The following is a 12373-nucleotide window of genomic DNA, read 5'->3' as shown; positions in this document are numbered from 1 at the left end:
ACACGCGGACAATCCCCACCCCGGCATGCCTCATGACCCGCACTAGACACTCACGCTCCCGCCCTGCCAGCCAGCCGCGCACCCGACATCCCTGGATAGCGGTCGTGTGCGGCGGTTTGGCTACCTTCGCCATTGTCACCACCGAAATGTTGCCGGTCGGCCTGCTGACCTCTATCGCCGACACCGTGGGAACCTCTACTGGCACCGCCGGGCTGCTACTGACCGTGCCCGCCCTGCTTGCCGCCCTGTTCGCGCCGTTGGTCGTGGTGGCTGCCGGCAACATCGATCGGCGCCACATTCTGTCGGTGCTTTTCGTACTGCTCATCGTCGCCAATCTGGCCAGCGCCCTGGCGCCCAGCATGGCATGGCTGCTGGCGTCCCGCGTACTGGTGGGTTTATGTATGGGAGGAATCTGGGCCATTGCCAGTACCTTGGCCGTGCGCCTGGTACCCACCGCCTCGGTGGGGCTGGCCACGTCCATTATCTTTGGCGGTGTGGCGGCCGCCTCGGTCATGGGCGTGCCTCTGGGCGCACTGATCGGCGACCTGGCTGGCTGGCGCATGGCCTTCGGCAGCATGGCCATGCTGGCGGCGGTGGTGTTGGTTCTACACCTTTGGTCCATGCCGCCACTGCCCGTCAGCCAGTCGGTGTCCGTACGAAAGCTATTCGATGCTCTGTCCAATCAAGGCTTGCGTCTGGGCCTGATCATGACGATGCTGCTGGTCGCAGGCCATTTCATGGCGTTCACTTTCGTGCGCCCCTGGCTGTTGTCGGTATCGGGTTTTGACCCTGAATGGATTGGCGTGCTGCTGTTCGCCTACGGCAGCGCCGGCATCATGGGCAACTTCATCGCCGGAGCCAATGCCGCCCGACGAGCCGGCTGGACGCTGATCGTGATCGCGGCTGGCCTAGCCATCACGCAATTGCTGCTGTTCTCGACCGCGGACGGAGCCTGGGCGGGTGCGCTGGTGCTGGTGCTGTGGGGCCTTGCCTATGGCGGCGTATCCGTGTCCGTCATGACCTGGACCATGAAAGCCGCGCCAAAGGCGCTTGAGCCCGCCACCGCCTGGTCGGTGACCGCTTTCAATTCCGCTATTGGGCTCGGTTCGTTCGTCGGAGGCAATGTAGTCGACCGCTATGGTCTGCACGCCAATGTACTGGCTGCCTGCGGCCTGCTGCTATTGGCCCTGTGTGTGGCGGCGACGATTCAATACCGGTTCGTACGTCCCGGCGCCTTCGCGTAGCCGGCGGCACGCCAGGTCTGATTCTGCCCGAGCCGCGCCGACGCTAGACTTCGCGTCGCCCCAGCGGTGGTGCCGTCGATATCGGAGCATGCGTGCGCATCAAATCGACGATCCAGTCGATAAACACCCGCAGCTTGGCGCTTACGTGCCGGTTCGGCGGATACGCCACGTACATCGGCATCGGGTCGAGCTGCCAATCCTCGAAGAGCGGCAGCAACTGCCCCTGCTCCTGATGCGGACGGGACATATACTGCGGCAACCAAAGCACGCCAAGGCCGGCCAGACCCGCCTCCAGATAGGCGTTGCCATCATCCACGGCCAGCACGTATCGGCCTTGCACAGTCAGGCATTCCTCGCCACGACGCATGGTATACGGCAACGCCTTACCCGTGCGTTTCCACAGATACCCGACGGTACGGTGATGCGTATCTTGCAGTTCACTCGGATGGGTGGGTTTGCCTAAGCGTTGCAGATAGCTGGGCGCAGCGAACACGCCCAGCTCCAAGTCACCCACGTGGCGCCCCACCATCGATTGGTCGACCAGCTCGCCGCCGCGGACCACACAATCGACGTTCTCGCCGATGATGTCCACCGGCCGGTCGCTCACGCCCAGGTCGAAATGGATGTCGGGATAGCGCAAGTGAAACTCTGGCAAAGCCGGCACAAGGATCATGCGTGCAAAGGGGCTGGGTACATCCACCCGCAACCGCCCCCGGGGCGAGGCCGACGCGCTGGACAATTCACCCTCGGCGTCCTCCAGATCGGCCAATACTCGCATCACTCGTTCATAGTAGACCGCCCCATCGGCCGTCACGTTGACCTTGCGCGTGGTGCGGTTCAGCAGCTTTACGCGCAAGCGTGCCTCAAGTTGCTGCACCAGCTGTGTCACGGTGGTCTTGCTCATATGCAGCGTGGCCGCCGCCTTGGTGAAACTGCCGGTTTCCACCACACGCGCAAAGGCCTGCATTGCATCGAATCGGTCCATGTCCAGCTCCGGATAAAGCACTCATTGTTTGAATTCTACAAATAGTGCGAGCTGGATTCCTCAATGACCTTACTCATGCCGCCATACCTGCGTCCAGGCATGACGGCTTTCCTACACAGAGGGATGACGAGGAGATAGATAGCGAGGCTCGATAAGCGGTCAAGTTTCTCGCCACCTATCGCTCAACGACCTCCTCATCCTCGCTCAAATCAACCCGCGTTGCCAGGCACCGGCGTGTTGAGCAACTGCTGTTCCCACAGGTAGGCGATACCGCTGCCAGCGGCATGCTGCTTCATGACCTCGATCAGGTCGGCGACATGCTCGGTTCGCGCCCAATCGCGCTGCCACTCAGAGGCCACCGCCAGCCAGGTCATCATGTTCGCACCGGCCCCGATCATGCGCTGGATAGCGACCTCGTGGGCTTCGACTGAAATACCACCGCAAGCGTCGGTCACTACCGTGACATCCCAGCCTTCGCCGAGGGCCTGGATCACCGGCATCGCGACGCAAACCTCGGTCCAGAGCCCTGCAATGATCAACTGCTTGCGGCCCGTCGCCTTGACCGCATCCACCACCTTCTTGTCTTCCCAAGTGTTGATGAATGTCCGGTCGATCACCTCTTGGCCGGGGAATACATCGGTGATCTGAGGGAAGATGAGGCCACCTTGATGAGCAATCACGCTCGTCAGGATAGTGGGGACGCCGAAGGCTTTGGCGGACTTCGCCAAAGCGGTCGAATTATTGACGACCGCTTGCGGGTCATGGCTGTTTAAATTCGTCAATTGGAACGGCTGATGATCGATCAGAACAAGTACCGAGTCCTCTGGACGAAGAAGCGAATCAAGGCCATTGCGAAAAGTCATTATTTGCGTCCTCTGCTGCTGATGTGAGTGGGAGGGGGTTGTTTTCCGGTAGACATGCGCTCGTGGCGACGTTACCCGGAAGCCGTATTGTGCTGTTGCCGTTTACGATGCGGTAGTACCATCGCGTGGCTAGCTGTGTCGCAAAATAGGGAACGCTAAATTGGATATCGAAGAACTGCAGACATTCGTAGAGGTCGCCGATGCGGGAGGAGTTTCGCCTGCTGCGCTGCGGCTGGGCGTGGCCAAATCGATCGTCAGTCGCCGGCTCGCCCGCCTTGAAGCGGAGCTTGGCATCCAGCTGCTTGTACGATCCACCCGCGCGACCGCCCTCACAGAAGCCGGGATCACCTTCCGGGACTATGCCGCCAGAGTCTGCGCCGAGATCGACATCGCCAAGGAAACGATCCTGCCCGCCGGAGACCTTCGCGGTCGTCTGCGAGTCGCCGCGCCACTCACTTTCGGCCCGACGCACTTTGCTCCCGTCATCGCGGAAATGGCGCAACGCCACCCCCAGCTTCACATCCAGACCAGCTACAGTGATCGCTTCGTTGATCTCATTGCCGAGGGTTTCGATTGTGCGATACGGGTCGGCTATCTACAGGACTCCAACTTGATCGCAAGACGTATCGGCCCGATCTATGGAAAGCTCGTCGCAAGTCCCGGCTATATCAAGGCGCATGGATCACCTGAGACACCGGACGAGCTCGCTGCCCATTCTGCCCTCATGCAAGGCACCGAAACCTGGCAATTCAAGGACGGCGACAAGATCATCACGGCGCGTCCGCAGGGGCGCTTTCAGGCCGACAACGGGACCGCGCTAGTCGCCGCTGCGACGGCGGGACTCGGGATCGCGTACCTGCCCGATTGCCTTACCTATGAACATGTGAACTCCGGGGCGCTCGTACCGATCATGACGCGCTATCCCCCTCCCCCGGCGGCTGCCTATGTCGTCCGCCCGTCAGGTCAGCATCCCGCACGAAAGATACGAGCCCTCACCGAATTGCTGATCGAATATTTCGATCAGTCCCCGCACTTTGCAAGGACAGTCCCTGTCACTGTCGCTGCCTGACGACAACATTGATCACCAGATAGAGCGTCGACCGACGGTCGGCGCCTGTACCTGTCGCTTACCTCAATCGCTTGCGCGGTGACCCAGCGGCGATCAGCTCGGCCATGTAGGTTCAGCCTGCCGATAGACATCATTTATTGTTTCTATTATTATTGAATTATGGAAACGTCAAACGCTGTCGCCGCGCTCGCGGCCCTCGCCCAAGAATCGCGCCTCGCGGTGTTCCGGCTACTTATTCAGGCCGGCCCCACCGGCATGGCCGCTGGCAAGATCAGCGAGGCGGCCGGCATCCCGCCCTCTTCGCTGTCCTTTCACCTGAAAGAGCTCGCCCACGCGGACATGGTCACCTCGCGGCAAGAAGGCCGCTTCGTGATCTACGCGGCGAATTTCTCGACCGCCGCCGACCTGGTGGCATTCCTCACAGAAAACTGCTGCGACGGGCAGGCGTGCGACCTGCCTTGCACCACGGACGCGGCAAAGGTACCAGCATGAGACTTCGCCATCTTTCCGACCCTGACGTCCTGCCGGCCCTGGACAAGTCCTTTGCTATCAAACGCCCGGCGCTCGACCTGACGGACGATGCCCAGCCGGTTCGTATCCTGCTGCTGTATGGCTCGCTTCGCCCCCGCTCGTTCTCGCGACTGGCCGTTGAGGAGGCCGCACGGCTGCTGCAATTCTTCGGTGCGGAAACGCGCATCTTCGATCCGTCGGACCTGCCGCTGCCCGACCAGATACAAAACGATGATCACCCGGCCGTCAAAGAATTGCGGGCCCTATCCGAGTGGTCAGAGGGACAGGTCTGGTGCAGCCCGGAACGCCACGGCCAGATCACTGGCGTCATGAAAGCGCAGATTGACCATTTGCCGCTTGAAATGGCCGGCGTGCGACCGACGCAAGGCCGCACCCTGGCCGTGATGCAGGTGTCCGGCGGCTCGCAGAGTTTCAACGCCGTGAACACCCTGCGCCTACTCGGTCGCTGGATGCGGATGTTCACCATCCCGAACCAATCCAGTGTCGCCAAGGCGTACCAAGAATTCGACGAGGCGGGCCGCATGAAGCCCTCGCCCTATTACGACCGAATCGCCGACGTGATGGAAGAACTGATGCGCTTTACGGTACTGTTGCGGCCGCACCGCGAAGCCCTGACAGACCGCTATTCCGAACGCAAAGCGGCAGGCCGCATCATCGACCAGGACACCGATCTCTCATCCATTGCTATTGCTCCTCAACCCCAGCTCGAAAGCCAAGCGCAATGACCGAAAAAACCTATCACCCTCGCATCCACCGTACCCCCAAATGAGCACGGGCACGCAGGCCATCGCCGCGACGTCGCGCCAGGCCTCTATGAGTGGGTTCGAGCGATACCTGACGCTGTGGGTAGCTCTGTGCATCGTCGTCGGCGTGGCGCTCGGCCAAGGCCTGCCTGATGTGTTCCACTCCATCGGTCGCATGGAAGTGGCCCAGGTCAATTTGCCGGTGGGCATGCTGATTTGGGTAATGATCATCCCGATGCTGGTCAAGATCGACTTCGGGGCACTGCACCAGGTCAAGGAACACTGGCGCGGCATCGGTGTCACGCTGTTCGTGAATTGGGCCGTCAAGCCATTCTCGATGGCCCTGCTGGGGTGGCTCTTCATCCGGCATGTGTTCGCGCCCTTTCTGCCAGCCGAGCAACTAGACAGCTACATCGCGGGCCTGATCTTGCTAGCCGCTGCGCCCTGCACAGCAATGGTATTCGTGTGGAGCCGGCTTACCAACGGCGACCCGCTTTTCACGCTCTCGCAAGTCGCCTTGAACGACGCCATCATGATCGTCGCCTTTGCCCCCATTGTCGGACTGCTATTGGGCATCTCCTCGATCTCGGTGCCCTGGGACACGCTGCTGATTTCAGTCGTGCTCTACATCATCGTGCCGGTGATTCTGGCGCAGCTCTGGCGACGGTATCTGCTCAAGCAAGGGCAGGCAGCCTTTGATCGCGCCATGCAAACAATCGGGCCGTGGTCGATCATTGCACTGCTGCTGACGCTGATTCTGCTATTCGCCTTTCAGGGCGAGGCCATTATCCAGCAGCCGCTGGTGATCGCCATGTTGGCCGTGCCAATCCTGATTCAAGTGCTCTTCAATTCCGGGCTGGCTTACTGGTTGAGCAAGCGGGTCGGCGAAAAGCACAACATCGCTTGTCCCGCGGCGCTGATCGGCGCCAGCAACTTCTTCGAGCTGGCCGTGGCAGCCGCCATTAGCTTGTTCGGTCTGCACTCCGGCGCGGCGCTGGCAACCGTGGTCGGCGTCCTGGTCGAAGTGCCCGTCATGCTCTTGGTCGTACGCGTCGTGAACCGCTCTAAAGACTGGTACGAACGAAGCTGAACGATCCCCCGCTACGTTCTATCAGCCACCTTCCGGTAGCTTGGCGATGACCTTGATTTCGAACTGAAAGCCAGACAGCCAGGTGACACCAATCGCGGTTGCGGTCGGATACGGCGCCTCGCCCCAGTATTCCGCGGCCACAGCCCAGGCGCGTTCGAAATGGGTGTCCGGGTCCACCATGAACACTGTCACGTCGATGACATCGCTGAAACTGCAGCCGGCCGCAGCGAGGATAGCGTTGAGATTCTGGAACGCGAGGCGCACCTGGTCATCAAGTTCCGGCTCGGGCGAACCATCGGCCCTGCTACCGACCTGGCCGGACACGAACAGCAGGCCATTGGCGCGGATCGCGGGAGAATAGCGGTGCAGCTCGTACAGAGCATGGCGTTCGGGCGGGGTAACAACGTCACGGGTGGTCATAAGGCGTACTCTTTAGGAAAAGCGGTTGGAGAGGTAGCCATTATGGGATTGCGCCAGTCACGGATAAACCCGCAGTTCGCACAATCACTGTTTGCATTAGCCAAACAATAGAATGCCGGTTCGTATCTGTCAGTTCTTGGCAATTTGGCTTTTACGCTTTTGCATCCATGCATCGCGTACGAATGTGTACTCGTCCAATGCCTCGGCACGCATCTTGTCCAAGGGCAAAGCAGCAGACCGCATGCTACCAATCTGGACGACCTTGAGGGCAATGCTCACTCCCTGATTGTCGATGTACCCCGTAGGGTTCAATGGGCTGTCTCCAAACCCGCTGACGAAATCTCGCACCGTCTTGGGTCCATAAAGCGGTACGACAAAGTACCTGGAGTCGTCCCACCCCCAGCTAGCGAATGTCTGGCCGAGGTCCTCATCGGCGCGATCAAGCTCCCACTCGCTAGCCGGGTCGAACATACCGCCGACTCCGGCAGTAGTGTTGATCACAAAGCGTCCCAGCGTTGTGGCGGCCCCGACGGGTTGCCCTTGCAACAACTGATTCACCAGGGTCCGTGGCTCTTTCAGATTCGAAAAGAAGGACGTAACCCTGCGCTGCACAACGTCTGGCACCACCGTGTCATACGCCACGCCGACGGGGCGAACGAGGTATTTGTCAAATTTGGTATTGAACGAGTACATCAAACGGTTATAACCTTCCCATGGGTCGTTGACCTTCGTGTCGTAGTCACCTTCAACATCCTCTTCAGCGCCAGTAGGGAAATCGGCAAGTGCGACCACGTCCCCGGCAGACGAGATCGACGCGCTATCCGCGAACGCGATCAAGCCGTTGCCAACCGCCTGATTCCCGTTGGATACATCCAGGCTGGCGGTTTCGTCGGGCGTCTCGCTACGAAAGTCGCGGCGTTCTTTTGACGAATCTGCCACGGCCGACGGTGCATCTATCGGCGCGAGACCAAACGCCTCCGCCGTAGATTGCGACACGGGTAGAGAGGAAGCGGATGGGGTCTTAACAGTGCTGCTGCATGCGCTTGTGCCCACCGTGATCGCCGCGAGTACGAGGAATTGAATTGCCTTCATTTTTTGAACTCCCACGCCGAAAGCAGGGGCGCCCTTCGGCGAATGAGGTAAAAGAGAAATCGTTAAGGCAGAAGCGACAGACGCCGCCAACGACCAACGACATTTGAGTGGCGTGCCTACAAGCACAAGCTTGTGAGATCGGATACTACCGATGCGGTTTTAAGCGCTTTTTAGCGTTTTTAAGAATTCTTCACGAGTTAGATCGCCGTCTGAAAAAATCCAGGAAAAACAACTCGCACCGTGAGCCCACGTCCATCCAGTCCAGTATCGACTTTGATCGATGCGTTGTGCGACTTGGCAATGCTGGCGACCAATGACAGGCCGATCCCGCTACCGCGCACCTTCGTCCCTGCGGCGCGATAGAAGCGCTCGAAAATAGCTTCGCGCTCAGCGGCGGCGACGCCTGGGCCGTCGTCGGATACCTCCAGGTAAACATCGGGCGTCATACCGGGTTTTGCATCGGCAACATAACCGCAACACACGAGCACAACACCTTCGTCCGAGGTGTATCTCATGGCGTTGTGCAGCAGGTTACGCAGCAGGATTCCGATCTCGTCGATATCGCATTCAATGATGCAGGAGCGCACATCCAGGTACAGCGATCGTCGATTCTGGCTGGCGTATACCTCGACTTCCTGCGCGACGTGCTCCACAAGCTTTCTCAGATCGGCATGCGCACGTTTGGGTGCCTTGGTGCCAGCGTTGATTCTCGCCAGGTCAAGCAATTGCTCGGAAAGCCGGGTGCTGCGTTCGGCCACAACAAGCAGTTTCTTCAAGGCGGCGTCTTTGCCCTTGAGCTCTGTCGAGTTCAGGGCGATCTCCGCTTGTGCGTGCACGGCCGACAGCGGTGTGCGTAGTTCATGGGCCGCCTCCCCTATGAATCGCCGCTCACCCTCGACGGCTTTGTCGAGTTGCAGAAGGAGATCGTTGAACGAGGCGACAAAAGGATGCAGCTCCGTTGGCAGGTCATGCAGCGGTAAAGGTGTGAAATCGAAGCTGTGCCGATGGCGCATGCTTGCACTCATGGCGCGCACGGGCTTGAAGGTCCTCTTTGTCACGAACCCCATGATGACACCGACAATAAGAAGAAGCACTGTAGCCACGATGAGTACATGCCCCGCCACGTCGCGCATGTCCGCGTCCACGACGTCTTGAGGGTTGCCGGCCTGGACGGTCACTCGCCCGGTCTTGTCCGATACAGAGTAGACACGCCACTTCTTACCTTCGATGACCGTCGACGTCAAACCATCGGTAAAGTCTGGTTTGAATGGTGACGTCGGTGCGCCAGGCGTGGCGACGAACAATCGATGACGATCGATCCATATCTGGAAGACCAGCAATTCGAGGTCAACATCAGGCGGATCACGCAGTTGCAAGCCTGGCCCCGCTCGCTCTGCAAAGCTGCTGTCGGCCGGGATCGTCAACAAGAGCTGGGTAGCAATGGTGGCCAGTTCCTTGTCAGAGGTGCTGGTCTGATTCAGAGAGAACTGCATAAAAACGACCCCGACCACGGCGATCCAACTCAACACAATGGTTGAGACGACCACGACGATCAGCCGTGTGTTCAACGATCGCGGTTTCATGCCGTTGGCCGACCGATGACATATCCCAACCCATGAACGGTCCGAATCAAATCGCCTCCAAGCTTGCGACGCAGTTGGTGGATAAACACGGCGATGGTGTTGCTTTCCACGCCGCTGGCGCCGCCATAGACCATATCCTCCAAATGATCGCGCGTCACTACGTGGCCTGGACGTTCCAGTAACGCCAACAGTGTGCGGTACTCATGCGCACTGAGGGTGACATCGACACCCGCCTTACTGACAACCCCGCGGGCTCGATCAACCTGAACGTCTCCATGCGTGGATATCGGGACGACACGCCCCTGGCTGCGGCGAATGACCGACCGCACGCGCGCCCAAAGCTCGTCGAACTGAAATGGCTTGATCAGGTAATCGTCCGCGCCAGCATCCAGCCCGGAAATCCGCTCGCTCAACTGACCTCGGGCAGTCAGGATCAGCACCGGCGTAGAGTCATAGTGGTTACGCATGGAGCGCAGCACCGTCAAGCCGGAATCGCCGGGAAGCCCCAGATCCAGTAGTACGGCGGCATAGACGTGATCTGTCAGGGCCGTGCGTGCCGCGTGCGCATCGCCAACGTGGTCGATGCTCCATCCGCTCTGGCGTGCGCCATCGCAAATGCTCTCTCCCAACATGGGATCATCTTCTACCAGAAGAAGGTGCATATGATGTCAGTCCGTTGAGCTAAGCCTGGTTTTCTTCTCTCATCATGGACGAATCGTTTTAGTATTTTATTAAGATCCAGGAAAAGAATATCCGAATCGCCTCCTCCCTCATGGTGTCCATCTATCCAGTGCATAGCTTTCATCACCTGATTTCTCGATCCGGCATTTATTTGTCTCGCAACGCCAAGACGTCAAGATTCAATGACGAATGATCCGCTTGGGTATTGGGCGCACATGAACGCCACGAAAGCGCGAACCTTGGGACTCTGCAACCGGCGAGAGGTGTGCAGAACCCAAAGTTCAACTTCGTCGCCAACCATTCCCCACGTCACTAATTCGCCCTTTTCCAGGAGCTTCCCGATGATGGATTGGGGCAGCATCGCCGCCCCCGCGCCAGCGGCAATCGCATCGCGGACGGTCAGGAGCGAAGACAGACGTAAAACAGGCTGTGGTTCAACGGTCAGTCGACCATCACGGACAGACCAAACATCTCCATCGCGATAGGTCGGCATGACGACTGCCGGAACCGGGACGGGCTTAATGCGCCGCCCCTTCGGCATATCAACAGAAGGGGCGGCGGCAAGGACCAGCCTGTCTTTGGCAAAGCACCTGCCGACCAATGAGCTGTCCTTGCGTGGATTGATCCGAATGGCAACATCGAAGTGTTCGTCAACGAGATCGACGGAACGATCCTCCGCTGCGACCTCGATCTGCACTTCGGGATAAATGGCCACGAACTGAGCAGCAAGCCGTCCCAATGCCAACTGCCCAAACAAAAGAGGCGCCGCGATACGTAGACGGCCACGCGGCGTCGCAAGGCCATCCCGTGCCGCCGCGACTGCTTCGGCAACCTCGAACATCGGCCCCTCCGTTCTGCTCAGTAACAGCTGGCCGGCTTCGGTCAACTCCAGGCTACGGGCGCCTCGCTCCATCAGCCGAATGCCCAGTGCCTCCTCAAGATCAGCGACACGACGCGACAAGGTTGCTTTAGACCGGCCGCTGGCGCGGCTGGCTCTACCAAAGCCACCGTGAGCGGCTACGAGTTGGAAATCCTCAAGCGCGTTGAGATCCATGATGTCTCATATTTGATACAAACAGTCTATATTTTAGAGTCTTTGTTTTGAACATGGAACCCATTATCGTTTGGTCATACGCAACCCACACCCCAAAGGAATAATCGTCATGACCATTCTCGTTACCGGTGCTACCGGCACTATTGGCGGCCACGTCGTCGAACAGCTTGTAAAGCGCGGCGCCGATGTTCGCGCCCTCGTCCGCGATCCCTCGAAGGCCAGCTTCCCGAAAGGCGTCGGCGTCGTCCAGGGCGACCTGCTCGACGTCGACTCGCTGCGCAGCGCCTTCTCAGGCGTCTCCACGCTGTTCCTGCTCAACGCAGTGGTGCCCGACGAATACACCCAGGCATTGATCGCGCTTAATGTCGCCCGTGAAGCCGGCATCGAGCGAATCGTCTACCTATCCGTCATTCACAGCGACCGTTACGTGAACGTGCCGCACTTTGCGGGCAAATTCGGTGTTGAACGCATGATCGAACAGATGGGGCTCAACGCCACCATCCTGCGCCCGGCTTACTTCATGAATAACGATCTCACCATCACAGACGTGGTGACTGAATATGGCATCTACCCAATGCCGATCGGCAGCAAAGGACTCGCCATGATCGACGCGCGCGACATCGGCGAGATCGCGGCCCTCGAACTCATCCGCCGCGAACAAGCCGCCACGCCTCTTCCCCTAGAGCAAATCAATCTCGTTGGACCTGACACGCTGACCGGCACGAATGTCGCCGCGATCTGGACGGAGGTTCTGGGTCGCCCGATCGCCTATCCGGGTGATGACACTGCCGGATTCGAGCAAAACCTCCGACAGTTCATGCCGAGCTGGATGGCTTTCGATATGCGCCTGATGAGCGAGCGTTTCCTCACTGAGGGCATGATTCCTGACGCCGGCGATGTCGAGCGCTTGACCGTGCTACTGGGTCGCCCCCTTCGCTCCTATCGCGACTTTGCCTCTGAGGTCGCGAAGCCAATTGCGGCGTCGTGAAGTAACGATCATGGATAATCCCCGACGCGG

13 protein-coding genes are annotated in these 12373 nt (G+C 59.3%); 6 read left to right on the top strand and 7 right to left on the bottom strand.

The window, feature by feature from the left end; all coding sequences use genetic code 11:
• Window positions 1-32: 32 nt before the first annotated feature.
• The gene (locus tag ACYVDM_RS11225; RefSeq protein ID WP_415785816.1) at window positions 33-1244 is read left to right on the top strand and encodes an MFS transporter; all 1212 of its coding nucleotides are present in this window, start codon (window positions 33-35) and stop codon (window positions 1242-1244) included.
• 43 nt (window positions 1245-1287) lie between these two features.
• On the opposite strand, the gene ACYVDM_RS11220 is transcribed toward ACYVDM_RS11225, so the two are convergent.
• Window positions 1288-2229 (bottom strand): LysR family transcriptional regulator, encoded by a 942-nt coding sequence (locus ACYVDM_RS11220; protein ID WP_415785818.1) that lies wholly within the window; start codon window positions 2227-2229, stop codon window positions 1288-1290.
• 209 nt (window positions 2230-2438) lie between these two features.
• Window positions 2439-3092: a hydrolase gene (locus ACYVDM_RS11215; RefSeq protein ID WP_415785820.1), complete on the bottom strand. Its 654-nt coding sequence runs from the start codon at window positions 3090-3092 to the stop codon at window positions 2439-2441.
• A gap of 160 nt (window positions 3093-3252) precedes the next feature.
• Between ACYVDM_RS11215 and ACYVDM_RS11210 the strand changes: the two genes are divergently transcribed.
• The 4 genes from ACYVDM_RS11210 to arsB all read left to right on the top strand — a co-directional run bounded on the left by ACYVDM_RS11210 (window position 3253) and on the right by arsB (window position 6525).
• Window positions 3253-4161, top strand: coding sequence for a LysR family transcriptional regulator (locus ACYVDM_RS11210; RefSeq protein ID WP_415785822.1), 909 nt, complete (start codon window positions 3253-3255; stop codon window positions 4159-4161).
• 159 nt (window positions 4162-4320) lie between these two features.
• The gene (locus ACYVDM_RS11205) at window positions 4321-4653 is read left to right on the top strand and encodes an ArsR/SmtB family transcription factor (protein ID WP_415785824.1); all 333 of its coding nucleotides are present in this window, start codon (window positions 4321-4323) and stop codon (window positions 4651-4653) included.
• Window positions 4650-5417, top strand: a complete 768-nt coding sequence (gene arsH, locus ACYVDM_RS11200) for an arsenical resistance protein ArsH (RefSeq protein ID WP_415785826.1) — start codon at window positions 4650-4652, stop codon at window positions 5415-5417. Before ACYVDM_RS11205 ends, arsH begins: the two co-directional genes overlap by 4 nt.
• A gap of 40 nt (window positions 5418-5457) precedes the next feature.
• A complete protein-coding gene (arsB, locus tag ACYVDM_RS11195) occupies window positions 5458-6525 on the top strand; it encodes an ACR3 family arsenite efflux transporter (protein WP_415785828.1) in 1068 nt (355 codons plus the stop codon).
• A gap of 21 nt (window positions 6526-6546) precedes the next feature.
• Here arsB and ACYVDM_RS11190 read toward each other — a convergent pair whose 3' ends face one another.
• The 5 genes from ACYVDM_RS11190 to ACYVDM_RS11170 all read right to left on the bottom strand — a co-directional run bounded on the left by ACYVDM_RS11190 (window position 6547) and on the right by ACYVDM_RS11170 (window position 11355).
• Complete coding sequence (locus tag ACYVDM_RS11190) at window positions 6547-6945, bottom strand: RidA family protein (protein WP_415785830.1); 399 nt, start codon at window positions 6943-6945, stop codon at window positions 6547-6549.
• A 129-nt stretch (window positions 6946-7074) separates the two neighbouring features.
• Window positions 7075-8037: an MlaA family lipoprotein gene (locus ACYVDM_RS11185; protein WP_415785832.1), complete on the bottom strand. Its 963-nt coding sequence runs from the start codon at window positions 8035-8037 to the stop codon at window positions 7075-7077.
• A gap of 197 nt (window positions 8038-8234) precedes the next feature.
• Window positions 8235-9620: a sensor histidine kinase gene (locus ACYVDM_RS11180; protein ID WP_415785834.1), complete on the bottom strand. Its 1386-nt coding sequence runs from the start codon at window positions 9618-9620 to the stop codon at window positions 8235-8237.
• Window positions 9617-10282: a response regulator transcription factor gene (locus tag ACYVDM_RS11175; RefSeq protein WP_415785836.1), complete on the bottom strand. Its 666-nt coding sequence runs from the start codon at window positions 10280-10282 to the stop codon at window positions 9617-9619. Before ACYVDM_RS11175 ends, ACYVDM_RS11180 begins: the two co-directional genes overlap by 4 nt.
• Before the next feature lie 191 nt (window positions 10283-10473).
• Complete coding sequence (locus ACYVDM_RS11170; protein WP_415785838.1) at window positions 10474-11355, bottom strand: LysR family transcriptional regulator; 882 nt, start codon at window positions 11353-11355, stop codon at window positions 10474-10476.
• Window positions 11356-11464: 109 nt separating this feature from the next.
• On the opposite strand from ACYVDM_RS11170, the gene ACYVDM_RS11165 reads away from it, so the two are divergent.
• Window positions 11465-12343: an NmrA/HSCARG family protein gene (locus tag ACYVDM_RS11165; protein ID WP_415785840.1), complete on the top strand. Its 879-nt coding sequence runs from the start codon at window positions 11465-11467 to the stop codon at window positions 12341-12343.
• Window positions 12344-12373: the final 30 nt, after the last annotated feature.

Source organism: Bordetella tumulicola (genome assembly GCF_054779135.1).
The sequence above is the reverse complement of the archived record's forward strand: the minus strand, read 5'-3'. Positions and strand labels throughout refer to the sequence as shown.